Source organism: Clostridium sardiniense, from assembly GCF_019753795.1.
Lineage (GTDB): Bacteria > Bacillota > Clostridia > Clostridiales > Clostridiaceae > Clostridium > Clostridium sardiniense.
This window is the reverse complement of the sequence record NZ_JAIKTU010000005.1, coordinates 1-18,262: the sequence shown is the minus strand read 5'-3', so window position 1 is coordinate 18,262 and position 18,262 is coordinate 1. Positions and strand designations below refer to the sequence as shown.

Here is an 18,262-nt window from a genome sequence, read left to right as displayed (position 1 = left end):
ATTTTAAAATGAATACTTGGATAGAGTTTTTTACACAAAATGGAGGATTTGTATTTGCGACTTTAGGTGTTGCATTAGCAGTAGGTTTATCAGGAATAGGTTCTGCTAAAGGGGTTGGACTAGTTGGTCAATCAGCAGCTTCATTAATGACAGAACAACCAGAAAAGTTTGGTAAGGCGTTAGTACTTCAATTATTACCAGGTACACAAGGTTTATATGGTTTCGTTATTGGGTTATTAGTTTTCTTAAAAGTTACACCTGATATGACATTCCAAAATGGTTTATACTTATTACTTGCATGTTTACCAGTTGCTATAGCAGGATTATGGTCAGGTATAGCTCAAGGTAAGACAGCTGCAGCTGGTGTTCAAATATTAGCTAAAAAACCAGAACAAACTACAAAAGGTATTATCTTTGCAGCGATGGTTGAAACTTATGCATTATTAGGATTCGTTGTTTCAATTTTATTAGTATTTAAGTTTTAATATTGAGGAAGTGAAGTTATGTCAAACGTAAATAATCTTACTTCTAAAATCTTAAAAGATGCGGAAGAGAGAAAGGACAGTATTCTTAAGGCTGCAAATGAAGAAAAGGCTAAGATAATTGCTAAAAAGGAAGCTATTGCTAAATCAGAAGAAGAAGTAATGGTAGAAAAAGCAAAGATGGAAGCTAAAACAAGACATGAAAGAATTGTTTCAAGTGCAGAACTTAAGGCAAGAAATGAAAAACTTGCAGCGAAACAATCTGTAATAGATTCAGTTTTTGAGCAAAGTATAGAAGAATTATGTAAAATGTCTGATAATGACATGAAAAAGTTCATTAAAGATATGATATTAAGCTCAGATATAGCTGGGGATGAAAAAATTATTTTAAATGAAAAAGGTAAATCAGTACTAGACGGAACACTACTTGTTCAAATAAATAGTGAATTAAAGTCAAAAGGTAAAAAGGGAGAACTTACTGTAAGTAATGAAGTAAGAAACTTCAAAGGTGGATTTATCTTAGAAAAGGATGGCATAGAAATAAACAATACTTTCGAAGACCTAGTTAACTCATCAAGAGATGAATTAGAATTTGAAGTAGCAAATGTTTTATTTAATTAAGGAGGAGAGTAAATGGATTCAATGGAATTTACTCAAGTTATACCAAGACTTAGAGTACTAGAAACAAGACTCCTTGATAAAGCTAAAATCGATAGAATGATTGATGGAGATTCTGCAAATGAAGCACTAAAAGTGCTTCAAGAATCTGAGTATGCCAATGTAATGACAGGTGTTAAAAGAGCTGAAGATTATGAAGAAGTACTTTCAAAAGAGCTTAAAAGAGTATATGAACTTATGTATGATGCGTCACCATCAAAATCTTTAATAGATTTAATGAGTATAAAATATGACTATCATAACATTAAAGTGCTTTTAAAAGGAATATTCCTAAATAAAGATCTAAGTGATATGTTAATTCCTGTTGGAAAAATTAATCTTTCACTATTAAAGCATAATATTGATAATAATAATATGGCTGATTTACCTTCTGCCATGAGAAATGGTATAGAAAAGACTAAGGAAGTTTTTGAAGGTACAAAAGACCCGCAACAAATTGATATTATTTTAGATAATGCAATGTTTGAAGAGATGAGAGAAATTGCTAGAGAACTAGATGATAGATTCGTTGATAAGTATGTTAGTGCTTTAATTGATTTAACAAACTTAAAGACTTTATTAAGAGTTAAGAAGCAAAATAAGAATAGAGATTTTCTGCAAGAAGTTATCATAAATGGAGGAGCAATAGATGAGGATACGTTAGTAGCTTTAATAAATGATGCTCCAGAAAACATATCTAATAAATTAGCTTTTACTAATTATAATGAGGTTATAAAAATTGGTATTGAAGATTACACAAAAACTGATTCAGCAAGCCTTTTAGAAAAGTTAGTTGATAATTATATTATGGATATGATGAAGGAAGCTAAGTTCATTCCTTTTGGAGTTGAACCTATATTAGCTTACGTTTATGCAAAAGAAACAGAAATCAAAGTAATTAGAATTATAATGGTTGGTAAACTCAATAATATTTCAGGGGAAGTAATCAGAGAAAGGCTGCGTGATATTTATGTATAAGAAGATCGGTGTAGTTGGAGATAAAGATTCAGTTTTAGCTTTTAAAGCTTTAGGAATTGATGTATTTCCAGTTGTAGAAGCTGATGAAGCTAGAAAAACTGTAGATAGATTAGCAATGCAAGATTACGCAGTTATATTTGTAACAGAACAAGTTGCAAAGGAAATAGAAGAAACTATTGAAAGATACAATAGAGCTACACTTCCAGCTGTAATATTAATTCCAAGTAATCAAGGATCATTAAATATAGGAATGCAAAGAATCAGCGATAATGTAGAAAAAGCTGTTGGCGTTAATATCTTATAGGAAGGCAGGTTTTGTATGGTGAAGACCGGAAGAATAATTAAAGTTTCAGGACCTTTAGTAGTTGCTGAAGGAATGGATGAAGCTAACATATTTGACGTATGTAAAGTTGGAGAAAAAGGTCTTATCGGAGAAATCATTGAAATGAGAGACGATAAGGCATCTATACAGGTATATGAAGAAACTTCAGGAATAGGACCTGGAGACCCAGTTGTTACAACTGGAGAACCACTAAGTGTTGAACTTGGACCAGGACTTATTGAATCAATGTTTGATGGAATACAAAGACCTCTTGATGCTTTCATGAAAGCAGCAGGATCAAATTTCTTAACTAAAGGGGTTTCTGTTAAATCATTAGATAGAGAAAAGGTTTGGGAATTCGTTCCTACAGTTAAAGTAGGAGATGAAGTTGAAGCTGGAGATGTTATTGGAACAGTTCAAGAAACACCAGTAGTAGTTCATAAAATAATGGTTCCTTTCAAGGTATCAGGTAAAATAAAAGATATAAAGAGTGGAAATTTCACTGTAGAAGATATAGTTTGCATAGTTGAAACTAAAGATGGAGACAAAGAAGTTAAAATGATGCAAAAATGGCCAGTAAGAAAGGGAAGACCTTATGCAAATAAGTTAAACCCAGTAGCACCTCTTACAACAGGTCAAAGAGTTATAGATACATTCTTCCCAGTTGTTAAAGGTGGAGCAGCTGCAGTACCAGGACCATTCGGAGCTGGTAAGACAGTAGTACAACACCAAGTAGCTAAATGGGGAGATGCAGAAATAGTTGTTTACGTTGGATGTGGAGAGCGTGGAAATGAAATGACAGACGTTCTTAATGAGTTCCCAGAACTTAAGGATCCAAAGACTGGTGAAAGCTTAATGAAGAGAACAGTTCTTATAGCTAATACATCAAACATGCCAGTTGCAGCTAGAGAAGCATCTATATATACAGGAATTACAATAGCTGAGTACTTCAGAGATATGGGATATTCAGTAGCTATCATGGCTGACTCTACATCAAGATGGGCAGAAGCTTTAAGAGAAATGTCAGGTAGACTTGAAGAAATGCCTGGTGACGAAGGTTACCCAGCATACTTAGGCTCAAGACTTGCAGATTACTATGAAAGAGCTGGTAAAGTTGTTTGTCTTGGAAAAGAAGGAAGAGAAGGCGCAGTTACAGCAATCGGTGCAGTATCACCTCCAGGAGGAGATATCTCAGAACCAGTTACTCAATCAACTTTAAGAATAGTTAAAGTTTTCTGGGGACTAGATGCACAACTTGCATATCAAAGACACTTCCCATCAATTAACTGGTTAAACTCATATTCATTATATGCAGATAGAATCGGTAAATGGATGGATGAAGAAGTAGCAGGTGACTGGTCAGAACTTAGAGTAGAAGCTATGGCTTTATTACAAGAAGAAGCTAACTTACAAGAAATCGTAAGACTTGTTGGTATAGATGCACTTTCAGAAGGCGATAGATTAAAACTTGAAGTTGCAAAATCAATAAGAGAAGATTATCTTCAACAAAATGCTTTCCATGAAGTTGATACATATACTTCATTAGAAAAGCAACATAAAATGTTAAAACTTATACTTCAATTCAAGCATGAAGCTGATAGAGCTTTAGAAGCTGGAGTATACTTAGATAAGATTTTAGGTATGAGCGTAATAAGAGACAGAATAGCTAGGGCTAAGTATATATCTGAAGAAGATATGGCTAAGATTGATCAAATCGGAGTTGATTTAACATCTGATATGAACAAATTAATCAGCGAAGGAGGGGTTCTAGATGCCTAAGGAATATAGAACAGTTACAGAAGTAGTAGGACCTTTAATGGCTGTTGAAGGTGTTGAAGGTGTTAAGTACGATGAACTAGTAGAAATAGAATTACAAAATGGAGAAAAAAGAAGAGGTAAGGTACTAGAAGTTAATGGTTCAAAAGCTATGGTACAGATCTTCGAAGGTTCTTCAGGAATTAACTTAAAAGGAACTAAAGCAAAATTCTTAGGAAGACCTCTTGAACTTGGGGTTTCAGAAGATATGCTTGGAAGAGTCTTTGATGGTATGGGAAGACCAATAGATAATGGTCCAAAGATAATACCAGAAAAAAGACTTGATATAAACGGAGAAGCTATAAATCCAGTGGCTAGAGATTATCCATCAGAATTCATTCAAACAGGAATATCAGCAATAGATGGACTTAATACTCTAGTTAGAGGACAAAAGCTTCCAGTATTTTCAGCATCAGGACTTCCACATGCTGAACTTGCAGCACAAATCGCAAGACAAGCGAAAGTTTTAAATTCTGATTCAAAATTCGCTGTTGTATTTGCAGCTATTGGTATCACTTTCGAAGAAGCTCAATTCTTCGTTGATGAATTTAAATCAACAGGTGCAATAGATAGATCAGTTCTATTTATGAATCTTGCATCTGACCCAGCTATCGAAAGAATAGCTACTCCAAGAATGGCATTAACTACAGCTGAATATTTAGCATACGAAAAGGGAATGCACGTTCTTGTTATAATGACAGATATCACAAACTATGCAGAAGCTCTAAGAGAAGTTTCAGCTGCTAGAAAAGAAGTTCCAGGTAGAAGAGGATATCCAGGATACCTATATACTGACCTTTCAACATTATATGAAAGAGCAGGAAGACTTAGAGGTAAAGAGGGATCAATAACTCAAATTCCAATACTTACAATGCCTGAAGAGGATAAGACACATCCAATTCCAGATTTAACTGGATATATAACAGAAGGACAAATAATACTTTCAAGAGAACTTTATAAGAAGGGTATTATGCCTCCAATAGATGTTTTACCATCACTTTCAAGACTTAAAGATAAAGGTATAGGTAAAGGAAAGACAAGAGAAGACCATGCTGACACAATGAACCAATTATTCTCAGCATATGCTCAAGGTAAGCAAGCAAAAGAATTATCAGCAATCTTAGGAGAATCAGCTCTTTCAGATACTGATAAAGCATTTGCTAAATTTGCAGAAGCTTTTGAAAATGAATATGTTTCACAAGGATTTGAAGCAAATAGAACAATCACTGAAACTCTAGATTTAGGTTGGAAGTTATTAGCACTACTTCCTAGAACAGAGCTTAAGAGAATTAGAGATGAGTACCTTGAAAAATATATGCCAAGAGAGGAAGAATAGGCTATGGCTAGATTAAATGTGAATCCTACTAGAATGGAGCTCACAAAGCTGAAAAAGAGATTAACAACAGCTACTAGAGGTCATAAGCTTTTAAAAGATAAGCAAGATGAGTTAATGAGACAATTCATTAATCTTGTTAAGTATAACAATAATCTAAGAAAAGATGTTGAAGGGCAACTTGAAGGATCATTAAAGGATTTCGTTATGGCTAGAGCCGTAATGAGTTCAGAGTTCTTAGAAGAGGCAATTGCTTATCCAAAAGAAAGCATTTCTGTAGATGTTGGAAACAAAAACATAATGAGTGTTAATGTTCCAGTTATGAACTTTAAAAGACAGCTTGAAGGTGACGAAGGTAGTATCTTCCCATATGGATTTGCAAATACATCATCAGAACTTGATGATGCAATAACAAAGCTTTATGGAATATTACCTAAGCTTTTGGAACTTGCAGAAGTAGAAAAGTCATGTCAGCTTATGGCAGATGAAATAGAGAAAACAAGAAGAAGAGTTAATGCTCTAGAATATATGACAATTCCTCAACTTCAAGAGACAATCAAGTACATAAGAATGAAACTTGATGAAAATGAAAGAAGTGCTTTAACTAGACTTATGAAAGTCAAGAGTATGATAGAGCAAAGAGGATAATTAATTCTAAAATACACCTTAGGTTTTCTAAGGTGTATTTATTTTTGAGTTTAAAAAATAAATTAGTTTATGTAAAAAGTGTTTAAAATCAAGATTTTGGTAAAGAATTAAAAGTAAATTAAAATTATCGTAATATAATTGATAATAACCTACATTAATAGTATAATTCTTATAGGTTATAATTTTTTTTACATAGAATTAACAATCTAACCTAATTTAGGAGAAGGAATATATGGATTATTTTATAGAGTTTATGATTTCTTTCATATTGGTTGTAATTTTAATGCCGATATTAATGAAATTATCGCATAAAATTGGTTTTACTGATAAACCTACACAAAGAAAGAAGCACAAAAAAGTAACACCACTATGCGGTGGACTTGCAATGTTTATAGGATTCTTTATAGTATATTATTTCGTTGGAAGTGAAAGTAATTCTGAAAGTATATGGATCTTCATTGGATCTTTATTAATAGTATGTATAGGATTAATAGATGATTTCTATAAATCAGTTGGAAAAGAATTTCCAATACTTCCAAGACTGATAATTCAAATATTAGCAGCAGTATTAATATTTAATGCTGGTGTCGCATTTAAAGGCTTTACTAATCCGTTTACAGGGGATTATGTAGCTCTTAATACTTTTTTACAGTTTGTTTTGAGTATTACTTGGATATTTGGAGTTACGACAGTAATAAATTGGTCAGACGGAATGGATGGACTTGCAGGAGGAATTTCTTTAGTTTCTTCAGGTACATTCTTCATTGCAGCAATTATTTTAGGACAAAGTTACTCAGCATCTACTTCAATCATACTTGCTGGGGCAATTGGAGGATTCTTATTATTCAATAGATATCCTGCAAAGGTATTTATGGGAGACTCAGGTGCAAATTTTTTAGGATTTATTTTAAGTATCATTGCATTAGATGGTGCCTTTAAGCAAGCTACTGTACTTAGCTTATTGTTACCAATATTAGCACTAGCAGTACCTATATTTGATAACTTATTTGTTATATTTAAAAGGTTTAATGAAGGAAAACCAGTGTATCAGGCAGATAGAAGTCAGATGCATTTTAGATTAGAAGAAAAAGGATTAACAAAACCACAAATAGTGCAGTTTATAGTTGGAATAAGCATAGTTTGTTCATTCTTATCTATAGTACTATTATTTTACAATCATCCATAAAATAAGCATCATATTAAAAATGATGCTTATTTTTTTATAAAAATTTAATTATTAGTGTATTACTGATTCATAAATTATAGAAACAATATTTAATAATTATAGATAATATATTAAGTATATTGACACATAAACCATATTTTGTTATTATGATTAGAAAATAAAAAAGGGGGCTTAGATTTATGTATAAGGGGAAGAAGGTAATTCTTAGAGCACATAAGGAAGATGATATAGCAAAACTTAATGACTTTATAAATGATTATGAAGTAAAAAGGCTTCTAAATATTGAAACTTCATTTCCATTAGCACTTTGGCAAGAAGAAGAGTGGGTTAAGAAAAGAAGAGATAATGATCAAACATATGATTTTGCAATTGAAGATTTAGAAAGTGGATGTATAATAGGTGGTTGTAGCATAAACTCTACTAGTATTAAAAATAGAAATTGCATAATTGGAATCATGATTGGGGATAAAGATTATTGGGGAAAAGGTTACGGATATGATGCTCTATCTGTACTTATCAAATTTATCTTTGAAGAATGTAATATGGAAAAAATAAAACTTGGCGTATTTTCATTAAATCCAAGAGCAATTGCTTGTTATAAAAAGCTTGGCTTTAAAGAAGAAGGTCGTCTTAAAAGAGAAATATATAGAGAAGGAAAATATCATGATGAGATATTGATGGCTCTATTTAAAGAAGAATATTTTGAAAATATGAAAGATAAAAATTAGAATATATTTACAAAAAAGTATTTTTAATGTATAATTATACAAAATAGAATATATACTTATCAAGAGTGGTGGAGGGACTGGCCCTATGAAACCCAGCAACCTATGTATAACAATAATTTATTAGGGGTTTTTATATATAAATTTGTTATAGTATGTGGTGCTAATTCCAGATAGATAAGGATATGAGTTTAAGATTAAAGTCTTAGGTGTAATATCCTAGGACTTTTTTATATTTCGAAGTTTAGGATATAAATAAGGGGGCATTATGAATATTAAGGAGATTTTTCATAAAAGAAATTTAGTATTTTCTTTTGAGGTATTTCCTCCAAAGAATAATTCACCAGTTAAAAGTATATATAGAGCTTTAAATGAGCTTTCAGATTTAAAACCGGATTTTATTAGTGTAACCTATGGGGCAGGTGGTAGTCTAATAAATAACAAAACTACAGAGATATCATCACTTATAAAAAATGTGTATAATATAGAACCTTTAGCACATTTAACATGCATATCTTCTAAGAAAGATGATATAGATAAGATAACAGAGAGACTAGAACTTGAAGACGTTAGTAACATACTTGCATTAAGAGGTGATGATAATGGTGACTCTAGAAAAGACTTTAATTATGCAAGTGAGCTCATAAGTTATATAGAAAAAAAGAAAAGATTTAATATAATTTCAGCATGTTATCCAGAAGGCCATATAGAAAATAAATCAATAGATATGGAAATAGATAATATGAAAAGAAAGATAGATTCAGGTACATCAAGCTTTATTTCTCAGCTGTTTTTTGATAACAATATTTATTATGATTTCTTAGATAAGATAAATAAAAATGGAATAAAAACTCCAATTCAAGCTGGAATTATGCCAGTAATAAATAAAAGGCAGATAGAGAGAATAACAGAATTATGCGGTGCAAAAATTCCGCATAAATTCTCAAAAATAATGAATAAGTATGAATATAGTCCAGAAGCTTTAAAAGAAGCAGGTATTGCATATGCAGTTGAACAAATTATAGATTTAGCTTCTAGTGGAGCTCAGGGCATTCATCTTTATACAATGAATAATCCTTATGTTGCAAAAAGGATTAAAGAAAATATTAAGACAGTCATTAAAACAATTAATAATTAGGAGGCAAATGTATGAAAAAAGTAGAAAGTTTTGAACTAGACCACACTAAGGTAAAGGCACCATTTATAAGAAAATGTTGTGTATACGAAGGAGGACATGGTGATAAGATAAGCAAGTTTGATATAAGATTCCTGCAACCTAATAAGGAGGCTTTTGGAACAGCAGCTATGCATGCACTAGAGCATCACCTAGCTTATAATATTAGAGAAAATTTAGATGGAGTTATTGATATATCCCCAATGGGATGTAGAACAGGATTTTATTTAAGTACTTGGGGTGATAAAGATCCTATAGAAATAAAAGCAGCAGTTGAGACAGTTCTTAGAAATTTATTAAAATCAGAGGATATACCAGCAAGTAATGAAGTTCAATGTGGAAATTATAAAGATATTTCTCTTTTTGGAGCAAAGGAATATGCAAAAGATGTAATTAGCAAAGGATTCTCACTTAATATATATGGAGAGTAGTGGGAGGGAGATTACTCTTCAGGAATCAGAAATTTTAAGATACTTAGGATATAGAGGGCAAGAGAAGCCCAAAAATATTATGAATAAAATTTCGGGTGTAAAGAAAGAGTGTAGAGATTTCTTTACACCTAAATTTATTTATGAAGAGTATAATCTTAAGAAAAGAGAAAATAAAATTGAACTTATAGGTACTAACTTGCTTTTAGAAGGAATAGATATATATAATTTGTTAAAAGACTGTGATAGGTGTGTGCTGATGGCTGTGACCCTTGGAAATGATGTAGAGAGACGGATAAGATTTTATGAAAAAGTAGACTTAACAAAGGGATTAATATTTGATGCTTGTGCAACTACAGGTGTTGAAGAAGTTTGTGATTTAGTAGAAGAAGAGATAAAATCTAAGTATGTAAATGAAGGTGAGGAGCTAACATTTAGATATAGCCCAGGATATGGAGATTTAGATTTAAGTATACAAAAGGATTTTATAAATGTATTAAATTGTGAAAGAAGAATAGGAGTCAAGGTTTCAGAACATATGGTTTTATTTCCAAGGAAATCAGTAACTGCTATTTTAGGTATAAAAAAATATAGTGGAAAAAAGGGAAAGAAGAGTTGTATAAATTGTAATAATTATGATAGATGTGTATATAGAAAAGAGGGAATAGATTTTGAATGTAAGAGAGTATATTAAAGATAATATTTTAGTTTTTGATGGAGCTATGGGAACAATGCTTCAAAACTTAGGCTTAAAACTTGGAGAAAATCCAGAAATATTTAATATAACCCATAGAGAAGAAATAATAAAGATACATAAAGATTATATAAATTCTGGAGCAAAGATTATAACAACAAACACATTTGGGGCAAATGAGCTTAAATTAAAAAATACAAAATTTTCTGTAGAAGAAATAATAAAATCTGGAGTTGATTTAGCTAAAAAAGCAAGAGAGAATAAAGAGTGCTATATTGCTCTTGATATAGGTCCAATTGGAGAATTATTAGAACCTATGGGAACTTTAAGTTTTGATAAGGCTATTAATATTTTTAAAAGACAAATTAAAGTTGGAGTAGATAGTGGAGTAGACATAATTCTTATTGAGACTATGACTGATTTGTATGAGATGAAAGCTGCAATAATTGCAGCGAAGGAAAGTTGCGATATTCCTATATTTGCAACCATGACATTTGAAAAGGATGGAAGAACCTTTACAGGATGCCTCCCAGAGAGTATGGCAATTACACTAGAAGGGTTAGGGGTAGATGCTGTTGGAGTTAATTGCTCTCTTGAACCAAGCGAACTTAATAATATTGTAAAAAATATAATTAATAATACTAATCTACCTGTAATTGTACAACCTAATGCAGGACTTCCAAATATTATAGAAAGAAAAGCTGTTTATGATATAACAGAGAAAGAGTTTTCAAATTCAGTTAGAGAATTAGTAGATATGGGAGTCTCAATTATAGGCGGATGCTGTGGTACAACTCCTAGCTTTATAGAAGAACTTAGTAAAATAGCAAAATATAAACGTAAGGTAAATAGAAGAGAAGTAATAAAATATGCAGTAGCATCACCTTATAAAGTAGTAGAGATTAATGAGGTAAGAGTAGTTGGAGAAAGAATAAACCCAACAGGTAAAAAGAGATTTAAAAAAGCTATTATAGATAAAGATATGGATTATATATTAAGACAAGCAATAGAACAAATAGAAGGAGGGGCAGAAATACTAGATGTTAATGTTGGTCTTCCAGAGATAGATGAAGAGTCATTAATGGAAAGTGCAATAAAGGAGTTACAAAGTATTGTTGATGTTCCGCTTCAAATTGATTCAGGAAAAAAGAATGTAATTGAAAAAGGTCTAAGAGTATATAATGGTAAACCAATAGTAAATTCAGTAAGTGGAGAGGATAAGGTATTAGATAATATTCTTCCTCTAGTGAAGAAATATGGAGCCGCAGTAGTTGGATTAACACTTGATAACAATGGTATACCTAAAGACCCTGAATCAAGATTTAAAATAGCAGAAAAAATAGTTAATAGAGCCATTGAATATGGAATAAAAAAAGAGGATGTATATATAGATTGCTTAGCTTTAACTGTTTCGGCTCAACAAGAGGAAGTTATGGATACATTAAAAGCCTTAAGAATGGTTAAGAAGAGGTTAGGAGTTAAAACTCTTCTTGGGGTCTCAAATATATCCTTTGGATTACCAAATAGAGAGCTTATAAATGAAACATTTCTAGCTTTAGCTTTAGGAGCTGGATTAGATCTTCCAATTATAAATCCTAATAAAGAAGGAATGATGAACGTTATAGATTCCTTTAAAGTCTTAAATAATAATGACCGTGGAGCCAAAAGGTATATAGAAACTTATGGAGATAAAAAAGTAGAGAGAGTATTAATATCTAAAAAAATAGATTTAAATATAAATCATTCTAAACAACTAGATGATAATGAAGAATCTTTAGAAAAATTAATACTTCAAGGATTGAAAAACAGTACAAGGAAAATAACAGAAAGATTATTAGAAGAAAAGACAGAACTTCAAATAGTAAATGAAGATTTAATACCAGCCCTTGATAAAGTAGGTGAAAAGTATGAAAAAGGAGAAATATTTTTGCCACAACTTATACAAGCAGCAGAAACAGTTAAGGTATCTTTTGATTTAATTAAAGATAGATTAGTTAAATTAGATAAAGGAGATGTAAGTAAAGGAAAGATTATACTGGCTACTGTAAAAGGTGATATTCATGATATAGGAAAAAATATAGTTAAAGTTATATTGGAAAACTACGGATATGACATATTAGACCTTGGGAAAGATGTTCCAATAGAGAAAGTAGTAAAAGAAGCTACAGAAAATAATATAAAACTTGTAGGGCTTAGTGCATTAATGACAACTACTATAGTATCTATGGAAGAGACAATTGTAGCCTTAAAAAAGGCAGGCTTTAAAGGCAAAATCTTTGTTGGTGGAGCAGTTGTAACAGCGGATTATTCAGAAAAAATGGGTGCAGATTTTTATGCAAAGGATGCTAAAGAATCTGTAGAAATAGCTAAAAAAGTATTTAATAATTAGAAATAATATAAAGATAGTAGTATATATAGCAATAGATATATACTACTATTTTTTTAATTCTTATAATTATCTGAATATTATATAATTAAATTATTAATAAGTATTTGCATTACTTTACACACATATATTTTTATGTTACGTTTAATACACAAGGGGATATAAATGAAAAATAATTTTAGCAAGGGGAAATACATGGGGAAAAATAAGAATTTATGTAGAGTAAAGTTTGTTGTTTTTTTAGCGCTAATATCAATATGTATATTTACGTTAGTTAAGAATTGGGATGCAATTAAAAATATTGATATGGAAAAGATATCAATATTTATTGAGGAGAAGGGAACTTTTTCGGCAATAGTATATGTGTTATTTTATACTATAAAACCATTTTTTATAATTATTCCAACAAATATAATAGCTATAGTAGGTGGAACATTATTTGGGCCGATAAAAGGTTTTTTACTTACAATGACTGGTTTCTTAGTATCAGGAACTATTGCTTTTTATGTTTCAAGATTATTGGGGAGAGATTTTGTTGAAGGGATTATAGGAAATAAATTTATTAAATTAGATAATAATATAGAAAAAAACGGATTTAAAATTTTATTTCTATTAAGATTACCACCTATACTTCCTTATGATCCATTAAGTTATGCTTGTGGTTTTACTAAAATAAAATATAAAGATTTCATTTTAGCATCACTTCTAGGAGTTGTTCCAGAAACTATGTGTTATTCAATGCTTGGAAAGAGCTTCACTAATCCTTTTTCAATTGAGTTTTTAATACCAATAGCTATATTGGTTATAGGGGTTATTTCTTCTAAGCGCATAATGAATTCAAGAAAACAAACTAATATAGAGAGTTAATTAACATAGTCTAAGATTTATGAATCTTAGACTATTTTTGTTAATTATTAAAATAATAATTTTAAAAATATTAAATGTAATATAATTCCTTTTATGTGATATAATTGTTATGAGATATATACAGAGGGGATTAAGCATATGGGGTGGGAAAAAAAGTTTAGAAATATATTAAAAAATTTTGTGCTTATAGTTCTTGCGATTATTTTAGGAGTAGTAACCTTAAACTTGCCAACAATTAATAGTGTTAAGGCTTTTGCAGAAGAGAATGTAGTTAAAAAATTTGTGAATATTAAGGTTACGAGGGGCATGGAAAGCCTTGAACTAGAAAATGGATCAGAGTACTATGAAAAAAATATAAATAATGAAAATAAAGACATTATAGAAAAATGGTTAAAGCAAGCAAGGAAAGATACATCTATAGTATTTGATATAAATGGTGAATATAAAGTAGATATTGTAATATTTAATAGCGAAGATGAGTTTATGGAAGCTTTGAAAATTAATATTAATGATGTTGCAGCAATATATTTAAATGATACTATTTATATGTATAAAGGTAGTATCAAGGGACGTAATATAATTCATGAATATGCACATCATATAGTTAATTACTATTGCAAGGAAAATGATATAAATAAATATAATATTCCAACATGGTTTGAAGAGGGAGTAGCTGAATATACCTCAATGATTCACAATGAGGGAGAACTTATATATGTAGTTGATATAGATAAAAAAGTTGACTTTAGAAATTTAGGTAATAGCAACGAAGAAATATCTAATATGATAAATGATGGATACAATGTTTATGGACAAAGCTACTTAGTAATTAAGGAGATTGTAAAAGAGAAGGGGATAGATGTAATAATGAATATATTAAATGACTCTAAATATATGGAGTTTTATACTGCATTTGAAAAAAATGTTGGCAGAAGTATAGAAGAGGTAACGGATAATTTGAAAGAGGTATAGAAGATAAGAATAACTCTATTACGATGAATATGTAATAGGGTATTTTTATAAAATTTAATAAGGGTATGCTTAATAGTAAGTTAATAACTTACAATATTGTAAAACGTGAATGATAGTGGTATTATTTTAGATAAAGGTCAAATGGTATTAGGAATTTTATTTTGGAAACGTTTCTAAAAGGGGGAGTTTAATTGATTAAAGTTCAAGATTTAACTAAAGATTTTAAGATTAGAAAAAAAGATCCAGGGTTTAAAGGCGCATTAAAATCATTATTTTCTAATGAATATGATATCAAAAAAGCAGTATCAAATATTTCATTTGAAATAGAAGAGGGGGAGGTAGTTGGATATATTGGATCCAATGGAGCAGGAAAATCTACTACAATAAAAATGATGACAGGAATACTTACTCCATCATCAGGTAATATAGAAGTTAATGGAAGAGTTCCTTATAAAGATAGAGAAAAGAATGCAAAGGATATAGGAGTAGTATTTGGACAAAGAACTCAGCTATGGTGGGATTTGCCTCTAACGGAAACGTTTACTATACTTAAAGATATTTATTCTGTTGAGGATAATTTATTTAACAAGAACATGGAATTTTTAAATGAAGTTTTAGGATTAGAAGAATTTATAAATAATCCTGTAAGAACATTATCACTTGGTCAAAGAATGAGAGCAGACCTTGCAGCATCACTTATTCATAGTCCCAAAATTCTTTATTTAGATGAACCAACAATTGGGCTTGATGTTGTAGTTAAAGATAAGGTTAGAGAAGCTATTAAGAAAATAAATAAAGAATTTAATACAACAATTATATTAACTACTCATGATTTAAGTGATATAGAAGAGCTATGTGAAAGAATTATAATTATTGATAATGGAAATAAAATATATGATGGAAGTTTAAATGATATAAAAAGTAGCTTTGGTTATATGATTACATTGGAAGCTCAAATAAAGGGGGATATAAAGACTAATCTTAATTTAAAGGAAGAATTTAATATTAATGATATAGAAGAATATATAGATGATGGAAGATTGATAATTAAATTTAATAAAAACAAAGTAACTTCATCAGAAGTAATTTATAAAGTAATGCAAAAAATTGATATATTAGATTTTTCATTAAAGGAGACTAGTATAGAAGATATAATTAAAAAAATATATAAAAAGGGGGTATAGGGATGAATCTTATTAAAGGGTTTAAAATATATAGCTCTTTTTCAAAAAGTGAAATAAAAAAATACTTTGCATATAAAGCTAATATATTTATGGGAATTATAGGACAAGTAATAATGGTTATAGTTACATATTATCTATGGAAAGCTATTTATAGTAGTTCTCAAGATGGAATAATGAATGGCTTTACATTAAATGATATGGTTATTTATATTATGATTTCTTTTGTTATTGGTATTGCAACATCAAATGATATAAGATATATTATTTCAAGTGAAGTTAGAGATGGATCCATTGCAATGAATTTAATAAAACCTATAAATTATGAAAAGAGACTTATTTTCATAGGAATTGGTCAATTTATTTTTAATTTTATATTCTTATTTATGCCAGCAGCTATTGGTATAACAATTTATAGAATTAATATTGGGCTAAGTATTACATCAACATCTATAATTTTATTTCTGTTAAGTATAGTTTTAGGAACTATGATAAATATTTATTACAGTTATATATTTGGACTACTAGTTTTTAAATTTTATAGCCTTTGGGGAATTAATCAAATAGCACAAGCTATTGTCATGCTAGTTTCAGGTGCATTGATACCATTGTCTTTTTTTCCAGATATAATACAAAAGCTTTTTAATTTTTTACCTTTTAGCTCTATAATATATACTCCAGCTATGATATATCTAAATAAACTACCTTCTAATGAAATAATAAAGTGTTTATTGCTGCAATTATTTTGGATTTTTGTACTAAAAGTATTATCAAGATTAATGTGGAATAAAGTTATTAATAAATTGAGCATTCAAGGAGGTTAGTATATGAAAAGATATTTAAAAATATATTTTAAGTTTCTAAAACAATATATAAAGACTTTAATGGAATATAAAGAGGATTTTATATATGGAATGATTGGATTCTTTCTAATTCAAGGAACTTCAATAATATTTATAAACCTTATATTTGATAATATTCAATCATTAAAAGGATGGAGCTTTTATGAAATTATATTTATATATGGATTTTCACAAATTCCAAGAGGAATAGATCATATATTTACAGATTATCTTTGGATATTTAGCGGAAATTCAATTGTTAGAGGAGAGTTTGATAGATACTTGTTAAGACCATTAAATCCGTTATTTCAAGTAATTGCAGAAAGATTTCAACCAGAAGGATTTGGAGAATTAGTTGTTGGATTTATATTAGTTATACTTAGTGGAATAAAATTAGGAGTTACAATAACGCCTATATTAATAATAGGATTTATAATAGCTACAATTGGAGGAACACTTATATATACAGGAATAAAACTTGCAGCAGCATCAATAGCTTTTTGGACTAAGACAAGTTTTAGGCATGTACAGATGGCTTATGAGTTAAGTGGATTTGCAAAGTATCCAGTTACTATATATCCAAATGTAATAAAGAATCTTTTAACTTTTATAATACCATTTGCCTTCACTGGATTTTATCCAGGTGCATATTTACTTGGAAAAGAGAGCTTCTTCTTTGGAGTAATAATGACATTAATTGTAGGAGTAATAACTATAACAGTAGCATATTTTATTTGGCTTAAAGGTATATCAATATACGAAAGTGCAGGTAATTAAAATCTATTTTTAAAATTAAACAAAGTATACAATAAAAATCACATTAATGATATCATAAAAGATTATTGCCATTTTCCGTGATTATAGACAAATCTCATTTCTGATTTTGATGGAAGCTCTTGAGACATAACAATAACTATATCAGAGTAATCATCTTTTAGTACTTCATTAATTATTTGTTTGAATGAAAAAACTCTATCAAACTTTAAAGCTTTATCTTTGTAAGTTATACTTATTTTTAAATTACTTTTATTATCAACAGTACTCTCTAGGAATTGAATATTATCTAATTCCTCAACCTCTTCATAAGTAAATTCTGCAATTTCTTGTAAGTCAGATTTTTTATTTTCATCAGAAATGTTTATAAATTCTGATATTTGACTAATTTTATTTTTTTTAGTTTCTTTAATTATTATATTGAACCCAAACACAATACAGATAATAAATAAGATGCATAAAAAAAATAAAATTAGTAATTTTTTATACTTACCCATAGAATCCCACCCCATACAAATATATTAAATTTTTGATTAATAATAAAGTTAGTAATTTATTTAATGTTAATAGAATATTTACATCCTATTTAATTATAACTTTATAAATCAATAAATTTAAAAAGTTGTATATATATTAATCAAAATTTAAATATTTATTAACTAAATTAACCTTTTAGATTTATTTAGTTAAAATGTTAAATTTTATATAAATATTTATAACCAAATTAATAACAAAATGAGTATATAATAATTATATAAATTAAAAGAGATTGACACGTATATTCTATTTGTTATATAT

The 18,262-nt window shown here is 29.4% G+C and carries 19 protein-coding genes and 1 riboswitch; of the genes, 18 read left to right on the top strand and 1 reads right to left on the bottom strand.

Annotated elements, in window-relative coordinates:
• Window positions 1-8 precede the first annotated feature (8 nt).
• From K5V21_RS06835 to K5V21_RS06750, 18 genes are all read left to right on the top strand, one after another.
• Window positions 9-485 carry a V-type ATP synthase subunit K gene (locus tag K5V21_RS06835; RefSeq protein ID WP_221860245.1) on the top strand — a complete coding sequence of 159 codons (477 nt, stop codon included), beginning with the start codon at window positions 9-11 and terminating at the stop codon, window positions 483-485.
• An 18-nt stretch (window positions 486-503) separates the two neighbouring features.
• Entirely contained in the window at window positions 504-1,103 is a 600-nt protein-coding gene (locus tag K5V21_RS06830) for a V-type ATP synthase subunit E (RefSeq protein WP_221860243.1), read from the top strand.
• Window positions 1,104-1,115: 12 nt separating this feature from the next.
• Window positions 1,116-2,117 carry a V-type ATP synthase subunit C gene (locus K5V21_RS06825; RefSeq protein WP_221860241.1) on the top strand — a complete coding sequence of 334 codons (1,002 nt, stop codon included), beginning with the start codon at window positions 1,116-1,118 and terminating at the stop codon, window positions 2,115-2,117.
• Window positions 2,110-2,421 (top strand): V-type ATP synthase subunit F, encoded by a 312-nt coding sequence (locus K5V21_RS06820; RefSeq protein ID WP_204594638.1) that lies wholly within the window; start codon window positions 2,110-2,112, stop codon window positions 2,419-2,421. Before K5V21_RS06825 ends, K5V21_RS06820 begins: the two co-directional genes overlap by 8 nt.
• 18 nt (window positions 2,422-2,439) lie before the next feature.
• Complete coding sequence (locus K5V21_RS06815; RefSeq protein WP_221860715.1) at window positions 2,440-4,218, top strand: V-type ATP synthase subunit A; 1,779 nt, start codon at window positions 2,440-2,442, stop codon at window positions 4,216-4,218.
• Window positions 4,211-5,590: a V-type ATP synthase subunit B gene (locus K5V21_RS06810; protein WP_204594636.1), complete on the top strand. Its 1,380-nt coding sequence runs from the start codon at window positions 4,211-4,213 to the stop codon at window positions 5,588-5,590. Before K5V21_RS06815 ends, K5V21_RS06810 begins: the two co-directional genes overlap by 8 nt.
• Window positions 5,591-5,593: 3 nt before the next feature.
• Complete coding sequence (locus K5V21_RS06805) at window positions 5,594-6,235, top strand: V-type ATP synthase subunit D (protein WP_204594635.1); 642 nt, start codon at window positions 5,594-5,596, stop codon at window positions 6,233-6,235.
• A gap of 232 nt (window positions 6,236-6,467) precedes the next feature.
• Window positions 6,468-7,421: an MraY family glycosyltransferase gene (locus K5V21_RS06800; RefSeq protein ID WP_221860239.1), complete on the top strand. Its 954-nt coding sequence runs from the start codon at window positions 6,468-6,470 to the stop codon at window positions 7,419-7,421.
• Between the two features lie 179 nt (window positions 7,422-7,600).
• Window positions 7,601-8,149 (top strand): GNAT family N-acetyltransferase, encoded by a 549-nt coding sequence (locus K5V21_RS06795; RefSeq protein ID WP_221860237.1) that lies wholly within the window; start codon window positions 7,601-7,603, stop codon window positions 8,147-8,149.
• A 53-nt stretch (window positions 8,150-8,202) separates the two neighbouring features.
• Window positions 8,203-8,330: riboswitch (SAM riboswitch) on the top strand.
• Window positions 8,331-8,414: 84 nt separating this feature from the next.
• The gene (gene metF / locus K5V21_RS06790) at window positions 8,415-9,284 is read left to right on the top strand and encodes a methylenetetrahydrofolate reductase [NAD(P)H] (protein WP_204594629.1); all 870 of its coding nucleotides are present in this window, start codon (window positions 8,415-8,417) and stop codon (window positions 9,282-9,284) included.
• A gap of 11 nt (window positions 9,285-9,295) precedes the next feature.
• Window positions 9,296-9,751: an S-ribosylhomocysteine lyase gene (locus K5V21_RS06785; RefSeq protein ID WP_204594628.1), complete on the top strand. Its 456-nt coding sequence runs from the start codon at window positions 9,296-9,298 to the stop codon at window positions 9,749-9,751.
• A gap of 79 nt (window positions 9,752-9,830) precedes the next feature.
• Window positions 9,831-10,442: a vitamin B12 dependent-methionine synthase activation domain-containing protein gene (locus K5V21_RS06780; protein WP_245000669.1), complete on the top strand. Its 612-nt coding sequence runs from the start codon at window positions 9,831-9,833 to the stop codon at window positions 10,440-10,442.
• A complete protein-coding gene (locus K5V21_RS06775) occupies window positions 10,420-12,831 on the top strand; it encodes a homocysteine S-methyltransferase family protein (protein WP_221860233.1) in 2,412 nt (803 codons plus the stop codon). Before K5V21_RS06780 ends, K5V21_RS06775 begins: the two co-directional genes overlap by 23 nt.
• A 162-nt stretch (window positions 12,832-12,993) precedes the next feature.
• Entirely contained in the window at window positions 12,994-13,695 is a 702-nt protein-coding gene (locus tag K5V21_RS06770; RefSeq protein WP_245000668.1) for a TVP38/TMEM64 family protein, read from the top strand.
• Window positions 13,696-13,833: 138 nt separating this feature from the next.
• A complete protein-coding gene (locus tag K5V21_RS06765) occupies window positions 13,834-14,667 on the top strand; it encodes a peptidase MA family metallohydrolase (protein ID WP_221860231.1) in 834 nt (277 codons plus the stop codon).
• A gap of 191 nt (window positions 14,668-14,858) precedes the next feature.
• Window positions 14,859-15,851, top strand: coding sequence for an ABC transporter ATP-binding protein (locus K5V21_RS06760; RefSeq protein ID WP_221860229.1), 993 nt, complete (start codon window positions 14,859-14,861; stop codon window positions 15,849-15,851).
• A gap of 2 nt (window positions 15,852-15,853) precedes the next feature.
• Window positions 15,854-16,672 carry an ABC transporter permease gene (locus K5V21_RS06755; protein ID WP_221860227.1) on the top strand — a complete coding sequence of 273 codons (819 nt, stop codon included), beginning with the start codon at window positions 15,854-15,856 and terminating at the stop codon, window positions 16,670-16,672.
• A gap of 3 nt (window positions 16,673-16,675) precedes the next feature.
• Window positions 16,676-17,467: an ABC transporter permease gene (locus tag K5V21_RS06750; RefSeq protein WP_221860225.1), complete on the top strand. Its 792-nt coding sequence runs from the start codon at window positions 16,676-16,678 to the stop codon at window positions 17,465-17,467.
• A gap of 62 nt (window positions 17,468-17,529) precedes the next feature.
• On the opposite strand, the gene K5V21_RS06745 is transcribed toward K5V21_RS06750, so the two are convergent.
• Window positions 17,530-17,961 carry a hypothetical protein gene (locus tag K5V21_RS06745; protein ID WP_204594619.1) on the bottom strand — a complete coding sequence of 144 codons (432 nt, stop codon included), beginning with the start codon at window positions 17,959-17,961 and terminating at the stop codon, window positions 17,530-17,532.
• Window positions 17,962-18,262: the final 301 nt, after the last annotated feature.